The sequence below is a fragment of the Delftia sp. SD018 genome (assembly GCF_017355445.1).
Taxonomy (GTDB): domain Bacteria; phylum Pseudomonadota; class Gammaproteobacteria; order Burkholderiales; family Burkholderiaceae_C; genus Comamonas; species Comamonas acidovorans.
Map to the genome: position 1 here is coordinate 120,150 of NZ_JADDRN010000019.1, position 16,826 is coordinate 136,975.

The following is a 16,826-nucleotide window of genomic DNA, read 5'->3' on the forward strand; positions in this document are numbered from 1 at the left end:
GGTGCCCTTGCGGGCCTGCCAGGGTAAGTCAGTGAGAGGGGAGGGAGGAGATAGTCTCCCTGGCCCGGCTGGAAAATGGTTCGTGGTGGCTGCGGATCGCTCCAGTGGCCGCCTGGACTTTGTCGCTGCGTGGTTGCATCCACATGGCTTGCGCTTGCTGCAAAGGCGCGGCCAACATGATTTTGGAGAGCAGGGCTGTAGGACAGTTCCCTGTGTGATACCTGCTGTTTCCCTTGTTGTGATTGCTTGGGTACCGAAACATGCCGGCACCCATCGGTTCACGCATCTGCACTACATTGAAGAATTTGTAACTTCTGAGCAATAGGGTTAACCCGTTGCTTCTGGCAGCAAAAAGCCCGCACTTGGCGGGCTCTGTCGCAGCTTGGTGGCTGCCAGGGGGCGGGCTGCGCCGGACCTCATATGGCGAAGGGAGTGCGGTCCTTGCCTTCGATCCAGCGGGGCTGCTTGCCGCGGCCGGTCCAGGTCGCGCCCGTGGCCGGGTCGCGGTACTTGGGGACGCCGACCACGCGGAAACCGCCGCCAGCCTTGGCTTTGGACGAAGGGAAGACGTCGGCCTCGGTCAATCCGTATTGGTCGATGATGGTGCGCACCTGGGCAATGGCTCCGGACTTCTCGGTCTTGAGCACTTCGGCGATCTGGGCTTCGAGATGGGCTTTCTGCTGCAGCAGTGTCTTGTAGTCGGTAGTCATGTATATCAATGAATGTTGATCTGCCAATATAAAGGAATCTTAGGAGACTTTTGGCAAAGTGAGCCTACACTGCCGCGCAACACCCGGACGACGACAGGCGTATTGCCTGGAATCTGTCTGAGAACGGATTCCCATCTTGCCCGAGTCTAGGCGAGTCGGACGCTGATTTTTGTAGCGTATGGAAACCGGGCCATCGCGTCTGCCACAGCGGCGCAGGTGCTGGGGAACAGGGCTGTGTAGCAGGCGCCGGCCACTTTGATGATGCATCGCTTCATGTTTCTCTTCCCTTGAATGACAGATCTGCCTTCTTATCGGCATTTTTGTATCAAGGTGAAACACTTTCTTGCCCGGCTCCCTGCCGGCCCCGATGGGAAGCCACTCTCGATCAATGGCAGTCCATGCAAGGGAAGAAAAGGCCGCGTGGTGCACCCCAAAAATATGAGGGAGGGAAAAACACAGGGTGCGCGGCGCAAACGGCAGGGTCCTGGAATCAAGGCGCTGGCGTTTGCGACAGAAAAATCCCGCAGCCAGGGCGGCAAGTGTCTGTGTTACAAATTGACACTATAGCACGCATCCTTCAAGCTTGTGACTGGTTCTTGCAAAAGGCTGACGACTGCAGCCCGGGCGGCGCTGCCAGCAATGCAGTGCCTGCACGAAGGGGCTAGCCAGCGGGCTTCTTCGCACGCAAGAAGCAGGCAATTACAAGGGCAAGTACGCACTCTTCGAGCTCTGGCGGCCGATGCGTCTCGGATAGGCTCGGTGGGCATTTACAGCCCTCGTTTTGCCTTCACTACGCATCATGTTTCAAACACTTCGTGCCCGCCTGATCCTCATCTGCGTAGCAATCACCGTGGCCGCGCTGTTCGCGCTGTCCATGGCCACCTTCTGGACGGCGCGCAGCAGTACGCTGTCCGATATCGACGAAAACATCGGCCAGCTCACGCGGGCCCATGCATCCACACTGACCGACTGGGTTCAGGACAAGCAGCGCATCACCGGCTCATTGAAGAAGGCGGTGGACCAGCCGGACCCCATCCCCTTCCTGCTGGCCGGCCAGCAGGCTGGCGGCTTCGATGACGCCTATTTCGTCCATGCTGACAAGCGCGCCGTGTTCACCCATCCCATGCCGGAGAACTACGACGGCACCCAGCGCGACTGGTTCAAGCAGGCCGTGCGCGAAGGCCGGCCGGGCGTGACGCCAGCCTATGTCGATGCCAGCACCGGCGAGCTGACCATCAGCTTTGTCGATCCGGTCGGCAGCTCGGGCGCCATCACGGCCGTTGTCGGCACTGATGTGCGGTTGGCCGCCATGTCCAGGAAAGTGGCCGCCATCCGTCCCCAGGAAAAAAGCTTTGCCTTTCTGATTGATGGCGAAGGCCGCCTGCTGGCCTACGCCAAGCCCGAGCTGGCGCTCAAGCCCGCTTCCGCGATTGCCCCTGAACTCGATGCCGCGCTGATCAAGCGCCTGGCCGAGCAGGGCGGCCGCGCCGATCTGGTGCTCGATGGCGAGCCGCAGATGCTCTACGCCGCCAAGGTCGAGGGCACACCCTGGACGCTGGCCGTGGTGATCGACCGCGCACAGGCCACGGATTCGGTGCGGGCGCTGCTGCAGGTGGCCGCCCTCATCACCGTGCTGTCCGTGCTGGGCGCGGCGGTGCTGCTGACCGTGGCGCTGCGCCGCATGCTCAACCGCCTGGCCGTGGCACGCGATGCGCTGCAGGACATCGCCTCGGGCGAAGGCGATCTGACCCGCCGCCTCACCTCCGCCGGCCGCGATGAGCTGGCGCAGATCGGCCAGTCCTTCAACCAGTTCGTGGACAAGATCGCCACGGTGCTGCTGCGCATTCGCGAGTCGTCGGAATCGGTGCGCATGGCTTCGGCAGAGATTGCGGGTGGCAACCAGGACCTGTCGTCACGCACCGAGCAGCAGGCCAGCTCGCTGGAGCAGACGGCAGCCGCCATGGAGCAGATCACGGCAACCGTGCAGCAGAACGCGGCCAATGCGCGCCAGGCCAGCGAGCTGGCCACCAGCGCCTCGCAGATCGCCACCCAGGGCGGAGAGGCCGTCGGCCAGGTGGTGCAGACCATGGGCGGCATCGAGGCCTCGGCCCGCAAGATCGAAAGCATCATCGGCGTGATCGACTCCATTGCCTTCCAGACCAACATCCTCGCGCTGAACGCGGCGGTGGAAGCGGCGCGCGCCGGCGAGCAGGGTCGGGGCTTTGCCGTGGTCGCCAGCGAGGTGCGCACGCTGGCGCAACGCAGCGCCACGGCGGCCAGGGAGATCAAGGCGCTGATCGATGATTCCGTGGGCCAGATCGACACGGGCAGCCGCCTGGTGCGCAATGCGGGCACCACCATCGACCAGGCCGTGGACGGCGTGCGCAAGCTCAGCACGCTGGTGGCCGAGATCAGCAACGCCAGCCAGGAGCAAAGCCGTGGCATTGCCGAGGTGGGCAGCGCCATCGGCCAGATGGACCAGGTCACGCAGCAGAACGCTGCCCTGGTGGAAGAGGTCACGGCCGCAGCGCAGTCGCTGCAGCAGCAGGCGGTGCAGCTGGCGCAGGCCGTGGCGGGCTTCAAGCTCGACGAAGGAAACGGCGCCCGCCGCCTGCGCTGAGCGCTGGCAAGACGCCGAGGCGGTGCCTGGTGTCAGGCCGCTTTGGCGCCCCCGGAATGCTCGCAGGCAAAGGCCGGTGAGTCGGCCTCGCCCGGCCGCTCGCCGGCCACGAAGTAGCGGTCGCGGCCGCTGGCCTTGGCCTGGTACAGCGCCGTATCGGCCATGCGCAGCAAGGCACTCAAACCCAGCGGTGGGTAGGCCATGTTCGTGCAGCCTATGCCAATGCTCAGCGTGGGGCAGATGGCTGCGCCATCGTTCATGTCGATGCGAATTTCGCGCGTGGCCTCGCACAGCCGCTGGGCCACGGCTCTGGCCGTGACGCAGTCGGCACCGGGCAGCAGCACCGCAAACTCCTCGCCGCCCAGGCGGCCTATGAGTTCATGCGGGCGCAGCGCCTGCGACAGGCGGGCCGAGACTTCCTGCAGCACCCGGTCGCCGGCGGCATGGCCATGGCGGTCGTTGATGTGCTTGAAGTGGTCCAGGTCGAGCATCAGCATGGCGCCTGACTGGCGCTCGCGCTGCAGGCGCTCCAGCGTGCGCTGTGCGCGCTCCAGAAAGCTGGTGCGTGCCAGCAGTCCCGTCAGCGCATCGTGGTTCACTGCATGGCGCAGCTTGCTGAGCATGTCCTTGAAAGCCATGAGCGTGCAGGCTACGGCCAGCGGGCCGATCGACAGCATGGCCAGACCCAGGCGGAAGGAGAACGTGGTCTCCAGCTCGGTGCCGGGCGAGCTGAACAACACATGGGAAAACGTGGCCAGCTTGATGGCGCAGCTGACCAGGTTGAGCAGGGCGACCACGAACAGCCGATAGCGCATGGCGCACAGCAGCATGGCCGGCATGGTGAGCGACAGCGCGCCTGGTCCGCCCAGGTAGATGGCAATGGATTCGGAAATCGCCAGGGCAAGCAGCGGCAGCAAGGCCTGCGCCGTTTGTTTGAATGGCTGGCTGCGCCAGGACAGCGGCTCCAGCTTTGCCGGAAGGCTCAGCAGCACAGGCAGCAACAGGGTCATGTGCATCAACTCGCTGCTGAACCACATGGCCATCATGGGCTGCCAGGGCCAATGCATGAGATGGTGCATGCCCGCCGAGCCCAGCACGGCTCCGACCACGCTCACCAGCAGGCTGCACATCACCAGGTGCAGAACCGAGGAAGGGGAGCGCATCTGCTGCACCCGCTGCGGCAGGCGCCGCATCATCACCCAGCCGCAGGCCACGGCGGCCAGGTCGGCAAAGGTCAGCCACAGGGTCTGGTCCAGCGGACTGCCGGAAAGCCATTCGGCCAGCGCCATGGCAACGGCGGCAGCCGTCCAGCCGTGTCTATGGCTGTAGGCAGGGCTGCGAAGCATCCAGCCCAGCAGCAGGGCGTTGGACAGCCACAGGGACGACAGATGCCCCGGAGAGCGCAGGCCCAGCGCCACGGCCGAGCACAAGAACAGCACCCCGCCCAGCACAAAGCTGTCCCGCCAGGGCGTTGCAGCTTGTGGAAGGCTCCACGGATCTCCGGATGCGGCGCGATGTGACATATGTCTCCCCTGTGGAGACCGAATGGAGGCACCGGACTCTGCGCGCGTTCGTCGGGCATGGCGGCCATGCCCTTGTCATGGTGGTGAACGAGCGGCCCGGCGGGCAGCGGGAACAGGAAATCCTCCTCGGGGCAGATCAGACAAGAGGTGCGGGGTAACTTGAGTACACAAAATTTACGCCTGCGGGGCCAATCTAGCGGAAATGCATGTATTTGCAAGTACTGATCCATCTTGCATACAGCATGCGATGAAAGCGTTTCGCAGGCGCCGGTAAGCCCGATCAGCACTGCCGCAAGTGGCAGCGGTGCGCCTGGAGCAGCTTTTGTGAAGGAAAGATGGGATGCATGCTAAGGATTTATGCGGTTCCGTAGTCAGGTCCCTGCGTGGTCCCTGCTTTCTGTTGCACCAAGAATTTGTAATTAGTTACTTTTGTTTCTGATGAATATCCCAAGAGCTGGTGGTGCCAGTCGGGGCGGCTGCTGGTCGGCGAGGGTTGGAGAGGCGTTCCTGCCGCCGCGGTACCCGGAAATGTGCAACTCCTGTCGATAGAACGACGATGCGCAACGCATAAAATCGCCGGATTGGGGGAGATCTCTGCCGAAATGTGGAACCACATCCGGGCAGCCTCCATGGGTGCTTGCCGTTGAAATCCAGGGAACCGCATGGAATACCGTCTTGATGAAACCGACCGCCAGCTGCTGCGTCTGCTGCAGACCAATGCACGGGCTTCCACCGCACATCTGGCTCGGCAGATGAATCTGGCGCGCACCACGGTGGTGGCGCGCATTGCCAGGCTGGAGCAAGAGGGCGTGATCGCTGGCTACGGCGTGCGCCTGGGCGCACGCGTGGAGCAGTCTGCCGTGCGGGCGTATTGCGGCATCCGCGTGCAGCCCAAGACGGCCACGTTGGTCATGCAGGCGCTCAACCGCTTCACCGAGGTCGAGGAGGTCTCTGCCGTCAGCGGCCAGTACGACTACATGGTGTTCGTGCGCTGCGAGAGCAATGAAAAGCTCGATGCGCTGCTGGACCGCATCGGCCTGATCGACGGCATTCAGCAGACCTATACCTCGGTGGTGCTCAGCCGCAAGATCGACCGGCGCACGACGGCGGCCCTGAGCCAGCCGGGCGAATCCGCTGCCTGACGGGCGCGCTGCAGCCCTTGCAACCACTGTCGGGTCTCTGACATCTGCTAGTGAAACTGCCGGGTAGGCAGTCCCTTGCGGCCCTCCTATGCTGTTGTGGGCCCCCGTACAAATAGGGGCCTTTCTTTGTGTACGCATAACACCAGGAGACAAAGCATGTACCCAGCGGTTCGCAGTGGATGGAAGCCCCTGTCATTGATTTGCCTGGCCGCCTTGGCGGCCTGCGGCGGTTCGGGCGACGGCTCCAGCAGCAAGTACAGCGCGGAGATCCGCCGCACGGAAATGGGCATTCCGCACATCAAGGCCAAGGACTGGACGGGCCTGGGCTATGGCGCCGGCTATGCCCAGGCGCAGGACAACCTGTGCACCATGGCCGACTCCTTCCTGACGTACCGCGGGGAGCGCTCGCGCTACCTTGGCGGCGATGCCCAGGCCGTCTACGACAGCACCATCGACCGGCCGCGCAATCTCGACTCGGACTTCTTCTTCCGCCATGTCGTCTCCGATGACGCCGTGGCCGCCATGATCCAGGCCCAGCCGGACAAGCTCAAGCAACTGGTCGATGGCTTCGTGGCCGGCTACAACCGCGTGGTGCGCGAGACCCCGGCCGGGGCCAAGACCAATGCGGCCTGCGCGGGCCAGCCTTGGGTGCAGGCCATTACCGCGCAGGACATCTGGCGGCGCATGTACACGGCCAATCTGGCCGGCGGCTACAGCAACTTCGTGGCCCAGATCGCCAATGCCGTGCCGCCTGCAGCGGCTGCGGCAGCAACGGCCTCGGCCAAGCCGGCGAAGGCCCGGCCGGCCGCGACACAGCTGGCCGCGCTCAAGCCGGGGCAGGTGGTGGCGCCATCATTGCAGGTGGGCGGCACCACGGGCATCGGCAGCAACATGTACGGCTTTGGCCAGCAGGCCACGGGCGGCGGCAGCAGCGTGCTGTTCGGCAATCCGCACTGGTACTGGAAGGGGCCGGACCGCTTCTATCAATCGCAGCTCACGATTCCCGGCGAGATCGATGTCAGTGGCGCCAGCTTTCTGGGCATCCCGATGGTGCTGATCGGCTTCAACAACGACGTGGCCTGGAGCCATACCGTGTCCACGGCGCGGCGCTTCGGCCTGTTCATGTACCAACTGGCGCCCAATGACCCGACCCGCTATGTGCGCGACGGCAAGACCGAGGCCATGCAGGCCAGCAAGATCACCGTGAGCGTGCGCAATGCCTCCGGCGGGCAGGACCAGGTCACGCGCACGCTGTACAAGACCGTGCACGGCCCGGTGGTCAACCTCGGCGCCATGGACCCGGCGTTGGGCTGGACCACGCAGAGCGTGTTCGCCATCCGCGACATCAACGCCTACAACTACCGCACCTTCCGCAACTGGCTGCGCTGGAACCAGGCCAAGTCGCTGGACGAGTTCATCCGCATCCAGAAGGAGGAGTCGGCCATTCCCTGGGTCAACACCGTCGCCGCAGGGCGCGGCAATGCCCAGGTCTGGTATGCCGACATAGGAGCCGTGCCCAACGTGCCGCCCGCGCAATTGCAGGCCTGTGCCACGCCCGCCTCGGCCGCCATCAACGCGGCGCTGCCCCAGGTGCCGGTGCTGGCCGGTGGCAGCAGCCAGTGCGACTGGAGTTCGGATGCGGATTCGGTGCAGGCCGGCGCCATCGGCCCCGCACGTATGCCCAATTTGCTGCGCAGCGACTACGTGGGCAACATGAACGACAGCTACTGGCTGTCCAATGCCTCGGCGCCGCTGACCGGCTATCCGGCCATCTTCGGCTCCACTTCGTCGGCCCAGAGCCTGCGCACGCGCCTGGGCCACACCATGGCGCTGCAGCGGCTGGCGGGCACGGACGGCTACCCGGGCAAGCTGGCCACCAGCGACATCGTGCGCCAGATGGTGCTGGACAGCCGTGTCTACAGCGCGCGCTTCAAGGACGAGGCATTGGCCCAGGTCTGTCCAGGCCCCGTGTCCTCGGCGGGTGAAACGGTGGACGTATCGGCTGCCTGCACGGCGCTGCAGGCCTGGGACGGCACGGGCACGGCGGCATCCAGGGGTTCCCATGTCTGGGATGAGTTCTGGAAGCGCGTGGCCAGTCAGATCAAATCGGCCGACCTCTATGCCGTGCCCTTCGATGCGGCCGAACCCGTCAACACGCCGCGTGGCATCAAGCCCACTGCCAAGGCGGCGCTGCAAAAGGCGTTCGCCGAAGCAGTGAAGGCCGTGCAGGCCAGCGGCTTTGCCATGGACGCGGCGCGCGGCACCGTGCTGTTCTCGCAGCGCGGCGGCGAGAAGATCGCGCTGTATGGCGGCTGCGGCGAGGTGGGCTACTTCACCATCACCTGCTCGGAAAACAAGATAGAGCAGGGCGGCTACAGCATGGATGGCCAGCCGCACGGCAACAGCTACATGCAGGTGGTGAGCTTCCCGTCGGCCGGTGTGGAGGCCCATACCTTCCTGACCTTCTCGCTGTCGGACGACCCGGCCTCGGCCCACTACGTGGACTACACCAAGGCCTACGGCGCCCGCCAATGGCTCAAGCTGCCGTTCACCGACAGCGCCATCCAGGCCAGCCCGGCCTACAAGACGCAGACCGTGAGCGAGTGAAGCAACCTGTGACCCGGTGACGGGCCGCCGGTTCGCTGGCGGCTCGCCGGGAGTGCCAAAAGCAACGGGGGCCGAGGCCCCCGTTGCTTTTGGAATGCGCTGGCCGTCAGTCCACGATGACGCGCGGCTCGCCCGCCTCCATGCGCCCGACGATGGCGGCACTGCCAAAGCCCTGCTCGGCAAACAGTGCAAGCACCTGATCGGCAACATCCGGCGTGCAGGACACGAGCAGGCCGCCCGAGGTCTGCGGATCGGTCAGCAGCGCGCGCTGCGCATCGGTGATGCCGGCGCCCAGCGCAACCTGCGCGCCATAAGAGGCCCAGTTGCGGCCCGAGGCGCCCGTGATGACGCCCTGCTCGGCAAAGCTCTGCACCGTGGGCAGCACGGGCAGGCTGCGGCTGTCGATGCGTGCCGTCAGGCTCGCGCCGCGTGCCAGTTCCAGGCCATGGCCCAGCAGGCCGAAGCCCGTCACATCGGTCAGCGCGTGCACGCCGTCCATCTTGCCCAGCGCCGTGCCGGGGCGGTTGAGCAGGGTGGTTGCCTCCACCATGGCGCGGTAGCCGGCCTCGTCCAGCAGGTTCTTCTTGAGTGCGGCCGACAGAATGCCCACGCCCAGCGGCTTGCCCAGGATCAGCACGTCGCCGGCCCGGGCGTCGGCATTGCGCTTCATCTGGCGGGGGTTGACGATGCCGATGCCGACCAGGCCGTAGATGGGCTCGACCGAGTCGATGGAGTGGCCCCCGGCCAGCGGAATGCCGGCATCGCGGCAGACCGATTCGCCACCTTCCAGGATCTTGGCAATGGTGTCGTGCGGCAGCACATTGATGGGCATGCCCACGATGGCCAGGGCCATCAGGGGCTGGCCGCCCATGGCGTAGATGTCGGACAGCGCATTCGTCGCGGCGATGCGGCCGAAGTCATACGGGTCGTCCACGATGGGCATGAAGAAGTCCGTGGTCGCCACGATGGCCTGCTCGTCGTTGATGCGGTAGACGGCGGCGTCGTCGGCGGTCTCCGTGCCCACCAGCAGGTCCGGGAAGAACTGCTTGGGCAGCGCGCTCTTGCCGATCAGCTCCGCCAGCAGGCCCGGCGCGATCTTGCAGCCGCAGCCGCCGCCATGGGACAGCGAGGTGAGTCGGGGGGCTTGGGAGGTGTCTGTGGTCATGGAGCAATCCGGCGATCGGCGGCGATCGCAGTAGTGGGAAAGAGTGCCTGCCGCCAGCGCGGCGGCGCGCCATATTATGGGCGGGCACGGCGGGCGGCCATGGTACAAGCGGGCATGTCCAAGTCTTTCACTCATGACCGCGCATCCGTGGAATGCGATCCCGAGACGGTGGTGGGCGTGGAGCAGCGCGGCTTCAACGCCTGGCCGGCCCAGCGCACCGTGCTCTGCGGCCACTGGCTGCTGCGCGCTGCGCAGGGCCATACCAAGCGCGCCAACTCGGCCAATGCCCAGCAGCCCGGCGCCCGCCTTGGCGCCTTGCTGCCGCAGATCGAGGCCTTCTACGAGCGCCAGGGCCTGCCTGCCATCTTTCGTCTCTCGCCCCTGGCAAGTCCCGATGCGGATGCGCAGCTGGCGCAGGCCGGCTACCTGCTGGCCGACCCCTCCCTGGTGATGCGTGCTGCATTGACGGACATGGCGCCGCCAGCGAACGACCAGGGCTGGACCCTTGCCATTCAAGCCCAGCCTGGCACGGCCTGGCTGCAGGGCTTTGCCCAGGCCGGCGCCGTGCCGGAGCAGCACAGGCAGGCGCACCACCATATGCTGCAGTCCATTGCCTGGCCCGCCGCATTTGCTTCGCTGCAAGTGGGCGGTGGAGTGGGCGGCGAGGTGGGCGGCGAGGTGGTCGGGTTTGGCCTGGCCGTCGTGGAGCGCGGCTGCGTGGGCCTGTATGACATCGTCATCACGCCTGCGCTGCGCGGCCAGGGACTGGGCCGGGCGCTGGTGCATGGCCTGATGCACTGGGGGCAGACGCAGGGAGCGCAATGGGCCGAACTGCAGGTGCGTGCGCCCAACATGGTGGCGCGCGGGCTGTATGAAAGCCTGGGCTTTCAGGCGCTCTACGGCTATCACTACCGGCTGCCTGCCTCTGCGCTTTGATGTGTTGCCGCATTGGCCCATCACGGGCGACCCGGCGTGACAGTCCCGTCGGCCCGATGGGGTCGATATGTGAAAAAATGCTTCAGTGCGCCAGCGTGGCGCAATGCATGGATATTCCGTTCAAGGAGCCTTGGTTGGCAGCTCGCACACATCGCATACATCACACACACCGCAGGTGGGGCATGGATTGCAGGATCAAAGGCCTGTCTGCCCGGGCCTGGCTGGTCGTGGGCTTGCTGGCCTTGCAGGCCGGGCTGGTGGGGCAGGCACATGCGGAGCCGGCGGCCGATGAGCATGAGCTGGGGGTGACCCGCACCGTCGTAGGCATCCTGGGCTACACGCGCTGGCCCACGGAAAGCCCCGTGCTGCGGCTGTGCGTGGTGGGCTCCACCGAATATGCCGACGACCTGCTCAATGGCGCCCCGCAGACCGTGGGCAGCCAGCGGCTGGAGGTGCGGCGCGTGGTGCCCGTCGATGCGCGCGCCCTGGTCGAATGCGAGGGCATTTATGCCGGCCAGCTCGATGAGGCGGCCTGGCGCAAGCTCATGGAGCAGCTGGCCGGGCGGCCGCTGCTGACCATCAGCGAGCGGGGCGAGCTGTGCCGCATCGGCGCCATGTTCTGCCTGCGCCGCCGTGGCGAGGGCGCGGGCTTCGAGGTCAGCCTCGACTCCGTGGCCCGCAGCGGCCTGCGTGTCAATCCCAAGGTGCTGCAACTGGCGCGCCACAGGACCTTGCCATGAAGTTGTCCCTGTCCGGCAATGCCTCCCTGCGCAACGTGATCCGCCGCGCGCACCTGCGCATGGCGGCGGTGGCCATCGCGCTGGCGGGGGCGCTGCTGCTCATCGTCGGCGTGGCCACCCTGCGCCTGTACCTGTCCAACAACCTGCATCTGGTGGCCCGTTCGCTGGCCTATACGGTCGAGGCATCGCTGGTCTTCGGTGACCGCGACGAGGCCGCCCGCGTGCTGGACCAGCTGCTGCGCGGCGAAGGCGTGGCCCATGCCGAGGTCTTCGATGCCGAGGGCCGCCCGTTCGTGCGGTGGTCGGGCCATGGTGGCTCGGCGCTGTCCAGCATCGGGGAGCTGCTGGCCGTGGGCATTGGCCTGCCGCGCGCCGAGGCCGATGTGCGCCAGGACGGCAGGCTGGTCGGCAGTGTGCAGCTGGCCAGCGATGGCGTGGGCCTGGTCCGCTTCCTGGGCGCAGGTTTCATCGTGCTGGTGCTGTGCGTGGGTGTCAGCGGCTATGTGGGCCTGCGCCAGTCGCGCCGCATGCTGCGCGACATTGCCGAGCCGCTGCAGCAGCTGGCGCGCGTGGCCCGGGCCGTGCGCCATGACCGATCCATGGACCAGCGCGTGCCGCTGGCGCGCATTGCCGAGCTGCGCGAGTTGGGCGACAACTTCAACGCACTGCTGGCCGAGCTGCAGACGCGCCATGAGCGGCTGCAGCAGCAAAATTCGGCCCTGGAGCGACAGGCTTCGCGCGACAGCCTCACGGGGCTGGCCAACCGCCTGCATTTCGAGCAGCGACTGCAGCAGGCGCTGGACAGTGCGGCGGAGAGCGGGCAGAAGCTGGCCGTGCTGTTTCTGGACAACGACCGCTTCAAACAGGTCAACGATGCCTACGGCCATGCCGTGGGCGATGTGCTGCTCAAGGCGGTGGGTGCCCGGCTGCGCTCGCAGGTGCGCGAGACCGACCTGGTCGCCCGCCTGGGTGGCGACGAATTCGCCATCCTGCTCTATCCCATCGGCGGCGGCGGCGACGCGCAGATGGTGCAGGACAAGATAGAGGCCGCCATGCGCGAGCCCCTGGTCGTTGGCGACGGCGTGGTGCTGCAGCCTTCGGTCAGCGCGGGCGTCGCCCTTTTTCCCAAGCATGGCCAGAGCATGGAGACGCTGATGCGCCATGCAGACCAGGCCATGTACCAGGCCAAGGCCATGCGCCAGGCCGAACGAATCACAGGAGGATGACATGTTGAAACGACGGAGCTGGATCCGGATGTGCGGCGCAGGTGCGGCCGCAGTGCTGGCCCTTGCACTGGTCGGTTGCCAGACGGTGCCGCAGGCGCCGGCCAAGGCGCCGGGGCTGACCGAAGAACAGCAGCAGTTGCTGCGCAGCCAGGGTTTTGCGCAGGCAGACCAGGGCTGGGAGTTGCAGATGTCGGGCAAGCTGCTGTTCGGCTTTGATTCGGCCGAAGTCGGCGCCCAGGCGCGTACCAAGGTGCTGGAGCTGGGCCGTGCCCTCAAGGGCGTGGGCATAGAGCGGCTGCGCGTGGAAGGCCATACGGACGATCGCGGCAGCGATGCCTACAACATGCGCCTGTCGCTGCGCCGCGCAGAGGCGGTGGCCGATGTGCTGGCCGAAGCTGGCCTGGCGCGCCAGGATATCGAGGTCAAGGGCCTGGGCCGCGCCATGCCCGTGGTGCCCAGCGATGCAGCGGAGAACCGCCGCGTGGCCATCGTCGTGCCCTTGCAATAGCCGGAACTTGGCTGGAATCAGAGTCGGGGGGATTGGCGGAAAGCAGCAGGAGTCGAACCTACCCAGGAGCGGCTGACGCCCCTGACCGGGTTTGAAGCCCGGGCGCACCACCGGGTGCGTATGCTTTCCTTCTGGATTGAAGCTCCCCCTGAGCGGCTTACGCCGCTTCCCCCCGTTGCACGGCGCCTCTCTACCCGCTTCGCGGGGGAGGGGGACGACACCCTTGCTGCGGGGCGGCCCTTGCTCGGTGTCTCTCGCCCTGGGCCGCGCCGGTTGCTGGCGCCGTGGCGAAGCAAAGCTGGCCATTGTAGCGGCCCCTTGCCTCAGATTCTTGCTGTGGCACCAGTGGTCCACTGCACATCGGGGCGCAGCAGGTGGGCGTCGCGCAGGCGGCGGGTGTAGCCGATGCGGTCGAAGAATTCGAGGATCTGGATGGCGCGCTTGCGGCCCAGGCCGGTGGCGTCGCGGAAGGCGTGGGCCTGGATTTCGGCGTTGGGGGTGGAGGAGGCCAGCTCGCGGACCAGGGTCGCGAGTTCGTCCATGCGGGCTGCCGTGTAGAACAGGTCCTTGGTGACTTGGAACAATTGGCCCTGGCGTGCGAGCTTGCGCAGCAGCTGGCGCACGGTTTCCTCGCCGGTGGCGCTGTCGCGGGCCAGGTCGCGCACCCAGGGCGGGTCGTAGCGGCCGGCCTCGATGGCCGGCAGCAGTTTCTGGGCGATCTGCTTTTCACTGTCCGACAGCTGCACGCTGTGGCCGGGCAGGTGCAGCCAGGCGCCGCTGGCGGCCAGGCTGCCGTCCTGCAGCAGGGCTTGCAGCAGGCCCTTCCACAGCGCGTCATGCCCTGCATGCACCAGGCCCGACAGTGCCATGCGGCGCAGGCGTGCGGCGTTCACGCCGGGCTCGTCGGGGCTTTTGTCGTGGAAGCGCGCCATGCTGTCCAGCACCTGGTTGCGCAGCTGCTGCAAGCGTGCCTCGCCCAGCAGCAGCGTATCGCCCTCGGCAAGTGGGAGGCGGTGCAGGCGGGCATCCGTGGCCACCGATGCGCGGCCCGTCAGGCGCATGAGCTGCGATGTGGCAATACCGTGGGCCGCGCCTTGCACCAGCGCGCTGGCGTCCCCGGTGGCAATCAGCGATTCCAGCGCCTGCAGATAGGCCGTGCGCTCGGGGCTGCGGCGCTTGCGTGCGGGTGCAAAGGGATCGATGACGCTGCCGCCGGCAATGGTGCGGCTGGCCTGGGCATTGCGCACGATGAGCCGGTCGCCGGGTTGGGCATGTACGGGCATGTCCAGCACCAGTTGGACGATGGCCTGTTCGCCCGGGCCCAGCGGCTGGTCCTGCAGCAGGGCCACGTGGGCCGTGCAGCGCGCCGTACCGATGTGTACATGCACAGGCGTCCATTGGGCCAGTGATGGCGCATCGGCCAGCAGTTGCAGGCGCACGTCGATCCGGTCGCTGGCCTGCAGCAGCCGTGCGTCGGCGATCCAGTCGCCGCGCGTGATGGCTTCCTTGGCAATGCCCGACAGGTTGAGCGCGCAGCGCTGTCCGGCCAGGCCCTGTTCGCTGGCCTGGTTCTGGGCATGCAGGCTGCGCACGCGCACCTCGGTGCCCGAGGCCGAGTGCACCAGCGTGTCGCCCACCTTCACCTGGCCGCCGAACACGGTGCCCGTGACCACGGTGCCCTGGCCAGGCAGCGTGAAGCTGCGGTCCACGGCCAGGCGGAACAGCCCGTCGCTGGCCCGCGCGGGAATGGACTGGGCGCGCGCCATGAGGTGCTCGCGCAACTGCGCCACGCCTGCGTCGTCAGGCAGGGCTGCCGCGGTAGGGAAGACTGGCGCGCCTGCCAGCGGCGTGGGGGCCAGCAGGGCCTGGATCTCGGCGCGCACCTGCTGCAGGCGCTCGGGCGTGGCGCGGTCGGCCTTGGTCAGGGCCACGGTGGCTTCGCGCACGCCCAGCAGCTGCAGGATGTCCAGGTGCTCGCGCGTCTGCGGCATGACTCCGTCGTCGGCCGCCACCACCAGCAGGGCGTGGTCTATGCCCACGGCGCCTGCGGCCATGGTGTGTACGAATTTTTCGTGGCCGGGCACGTCGATGATGCCCAGCACCTCGCCATTGGGCAGCGGCGTGTAGGCATAGCCCAGCTCGATGGAGATGCCGCGCGCCTTCTCTTCCTTGAGTCGGTCGGTGTCCACGCCCGTGAGCGCGCGCACCAGGGTGGTCTTGCCGTGGTCGATGTGGCCGGCGGTGCCGATGATCATGCGTTCGTCCTCAGGCGATGTGCAGCAGCGGCAGTTGTTCGGTGAAGGCAGGCTCGTCGGCCGCTTCCAGGCAGCGCAGGTCCAGCCACAGCGCGTCGTCATGCAGCCGGCCGATGACGGGGCGCGGCAGGCTGCGCAGGCCGGCCTCCAGCCGGGTGAGCTGGCGGCCGGCCTGGCGTCCGTCGGCCGGATGCAGGCGCAGGCCCCAGCTGGGCAGGTTTTCCACGGGCAGGGCGCCGCTGCCGATCTGGCTGTTCATCTCGGCGGTTTCCACCACGTAGCGGCTGCCCAGCGCCTGCTGCACCAGCGGCTGCAGCGCCTGCGCGCGGGACTGCATGTCGGCCTGGGGCCGCGTGAACAGGCGCAGCGTGGTCAGGCGCTCGGCCAGCTTTTCGGGGTGCAGGTACAGGCGCAGCGTAGGCTCCAGCGCGGCCAGGGTGAGTTTGCTCACGCGCAGTGCGCGCTTGAGCGGGTGTTTCTTGATGCGGGCGATCAGGTCCTTGCGGCCCACGATCAGGCCGGCCTGCGGGCCGCCCAGCAGCTTGTCGCCGCTGAAGGTGACGATGTCGGCGCCCGACTCGATGGTCTCGCGCACCGTGACCTCGTAGGGCAAGCCCCATTCGCGCAGATCGACCAGTGTGCCGCTGCCCAGGTCCACCACCATCTGCAGGCCGTGCGCATGGGCAATGGATGCCACCTCCGCGTCGCTCACGGCCTTGGTGAAGCCGGTGATGGCGTAGTTGCTGCAATGCACCTTCATGAGCAGGCCGGTGTGTTCGCCGACAGCGCCTTCGTAGTCGCGCGCATGGGTTCGGTTGGTGGTGCCCACCTCGACCATGGTGGCGCCTGCGCGCGTCATCACGTCGGGAATGCGGAAGGCGCCGCCGATCTCCACCAGCTCGCCGCGCGAGACGATGACCTCGCGCCCGGCCGCCAGCGTGGCCAGGGTCAGCAGCACGGCGGCGGCGTTGTTGTTGACGACGGTGCAGGCCTCGGCGCCCGTGAGTTCGCAGACCAGGGATTCGATCAGGTCGTCGCGGTCGCCACGGCCGCCGTCTTCCAGGTCGTACTCCAGGTTGGCCGGCGCCGTCATGGCGGCCACCACGGCGTCCACCGCCTCCTGCGGCAGCAGGGCGCGGCCAAGGTTGGTGTGCAGCACCGTGCCCGTGAGGTTGAAGACCGTGCGCAGCCGGGGCGCAAAGCGCCGCGCCAGACGCAGGCCGGCCGCCTGGACCACCTCAGTGATGCCGGGCGCGCCTGCATCGGGCTCGCCGGACCGCAGCCGCTCCTGCGCATCGGCCCGCATCTGCGCCAGGGATTCGCGCACGGCCTGGGTGCAGGCGTCGAGGCCGTGGCGCTCGCGCAGCGCGAGCATGTCGGCGCTCAACAGCACC

The 16,826-nt window shown here is 67.0% G+C and carries 12 protein-coding genes and 1 tRNA gene; 7 read left to right on the plus strand and 6 right to left on the minus strand.

Annotation, left to right across the window (positions count from 1 at the left end; translation table 11 throughout):
• Positions 1-416: 416 nt before the first annotated feature.
• Positions 417-710, minus strand: coding sequence for an H-NS histone family protein (locus INR38_RS19190; protein WP_012205312.1), 294 nt, complete (start codon positions 708-710; stop codon positions 417-419).
• Between the two features lie 799 nt (positions 711-1,509).
• Between INR38_RS19190 and INR38_RS19195 the strand changes: the two genes are divergently transcribed.
• Positions 1,510-3,330, plus strand: a complete 1,821-nt coding sequence (locus tag INR38_RS19195; protein ID WP_013802673.1) for a methyl-accepting chemotaxis protein — start codon at positions 1,510-1,512, stop codon at positions 3,328-3,330.
• A gap of 32 nt (positions 3,331-3,362) precedes the next feature.
• Here INR38_RS19195 and INR38_RS19200 read toward each other — a convergent pair whose 3' ends face one another.
• The gene (locus INR38_RS19200) at positions 3,363-4,853 is read right to left on the minus strand and encodes a GGDEF domain-containing protein (RefSeq protein ID WP_202758493.1); all 1,491 of its coding nucleotides are present in this window, start codon (positions 4,851-4,853) and stop codon (positions 3,363-3,365) included.
• Between the two features lie 662 nt (positions 4,854-5,515).
• On the opposite strand from INR38_RS19200, the gene INR38_RS19205 reads away from it, so the two are divergent.
• Positions 5,516-5,995, plus strand: coding sequence for an Lrp/AsnC family transcriptional regulator (locus INR38_RS19205; RefSeq protein ID WP_012205315.1), 480 nt, complete (start codon positions 5,516-5,518; stop codon positions 5,993-5,995).
• 156 nt (positions 5,996-6,151) lie between these two features.
• Positions 6,152-8,602 (plus strand): penicillin acylase family protein, encoded by a 2,451-nt coding sequence (locus tag INR38_RS19210; RefSeq protein WP_207442650.1) that lies wholly within the window; start codon positions 6,152-6,154, stop codon positions 8,600-8,602.
• Between the two features lie 106 nt (positions 8,603-8,708).
• Here INR38_RS19210 and selD read toward each other — a convergent pair whose 3' ends face one another.
• Positions 8,709-9,767 carry a selenide, water dikinase SelD gene (selD, locus tag INR38_RS19215; protein WP_207442649.1) on the minus strand — a complete coding sequence of 353 codons (1,059 nt, stop codon included), beginning with the start codon at positions 9,765-9,767 and terminating at the stop codon, positions 8,709-8,711.
• A 99-nt stretch (positions 9,768-9,866) separates the two neighbouring features.
• Between selD and INR38_RS19220 the strand changes: the two genes are divergently transcribed.
• From INR38_RS19220 to INR38_RS19235, 4 genes are all read left to right on the plus strand, one after another.
• Complete coding sequence (locus INR38_RS19220) at positions 9,867-10,703, plus strand: GNAT family N-acetyltransferase (RefSeq protein WP_207442648.1); 837 nt, start codon at positions 9,867-9,869, stop codon at positions 10,701-10,703.
• Between the two features lie 182 nt (positions 10,704-10,885).
• Complete coding sequence (locus tag INR38_RS19225) at positions 10,886-11,443, plus strand: YfiR family protein (protein ID WP_013802668.1); 558 nt, start codon at positions 10,886-10,888, stop codon at positions 11,441-11,443.
• On the plus strand, positions 11,440-12,669 hold the full coding sequence (locus tag INR38_RS19230; protein ID WP_013802667.1) for a sensor domain-containing diguanylate cyclase: 1,230 nt from the start codon (positions 11,440-11,442) through the stop codon (positions 12,667-12,669). Before INR38_RS19225 ends, INR38_RS19230 begins: the two co-directional genes overlap by 4 nt.
• 1 nt (position 12,670) lies before the next feature.
• A complete protein-coding gene (locus tag INR38_RS19235) occupies positions 12,671-13,177 on the plus strand; it encodes an OmpA family protein (RefSeq protein ID WP_013802666.1) in 507 nt (168 codons plus the stop codon).
• A 33-nt stretch (positions 13,178-13,210) separates the two neighbouring features.
• Here INR38_RS19235 and INR38_RS19240 read toward each other — a convergent pair.
• The 3 genes from INR38_RS19240 to selA form a co-directional block, all read right to left on the minus strand.
• Positions 13,211-13,306, minus strand: a tRNA-Sec gene (locus INR38_RS19240).
• Positions 13,307-13,500: 194 nt separating this feature from the next.
• Complete coding sequence (gene selB / locus INR38_RS19245) at positions 13,501-15,432, minus strand: selenocysteine-specific translation elongation factor (RefSeq protein ID WP_207442647.1); 1,932 nt, start codon at positions 15,430-15,432, stop codon at positions 13,501-13,503.
• 10 nt (positions 15,433-15,442) lie between these two features.
• Positions 15,443-16,825 (minus strand): L-seryl-tRNA(Sec) selenium transferase, encoded by a 1,383-nt coding sequence (gene selA / locus INR38_RS19250; RefSeq protein ID WP_347566762.1) that lies wholly within the window; start codon positions 16,823-16,825, stop codon positions 15,443-15,445.
• Position 16,826: the final 1 nt, after the last annotated feature.

Excerpts from the sequence above, each read along its gene's own strand:
- INR38_RS19190 (WP_012205312.1), bottom strand. The coding sequence starts at position 710 with ATGACTACCGACTACAAGACACTGCTGCAGCAGAAAGCCCATCTCGAA.
- INR38_RS19210 (WP_207442650.1), top strand. The coding sequence starts at position 6,152 with ATGTACCCAGCGGTTCGCAGTGGATGGAAGCCCCTGTCATTGATTTGC.
- selD (WP_207442649.1), bottom strand. The coding sequence starts at position 9,767 with ATGACCACAGACACCTCCCAAGCCCCCCGACTCACCTCGCTGTCCCAT.
- INR38_RS19225 (WP_013802668.1), top strand. The coding sequence starts at position 10,886 with ATGGATTGCAGGATCAAAGGCCTGTCTGCCCGGGCCTGGCTGGTCGTG.
- INR38_RS19200 (WP_202758493.1), bottom strand. The coding sequence starts at position 4,853 with ATGTCACATCGCGCCGCATCCGGAGATCCGTGGAGCCTTCCACAAGCT.
- INR38_RS19195 (WP_013802673.1), top strand. The coding sequence starts at position 1,510 with ATGTTTCAAACACTTCGTGCCCGCCTGATCCTCATCTGCGTAGCAATC.
- INR38_RS19205 (WP_012205315.1), top strand. The coding sequence starts at position 5,516 with ATGGAATACCGTCTTGATGAAACCGACCGCCAGCTGCTGCGTCTGCTG.
- INR38_RS19220 (WP_207442648.1), top strand. The coding sequence starts at position 9,867 with ATGGTACAAGCGGGCATGTCCAAGTCTTTCACTCATGACCGCGCATCC.
- selB (WP_207442647.1), bottom strand. The coding sequence starts at position 15,432 with ATGATCATCGGCACCGCCGGCCACATCGACCACGGCAAGACCACCCTG.
- INR38_RS19235 (WP_013802666.1), top strand. The coding sequence starts at position 12,671 with ATGTTGAAACGACGGAGCTGGATCCGGATGTGCGGCGCAGGTGCGGCC.
- INR38_RS19230 (WP_013802667.1), top strand. The coding sequence starts at position 11,440 with ATGAAGTTGTCCCTGTCCGGCAATGCCTCCCTGCGCAACGTGATCCGC.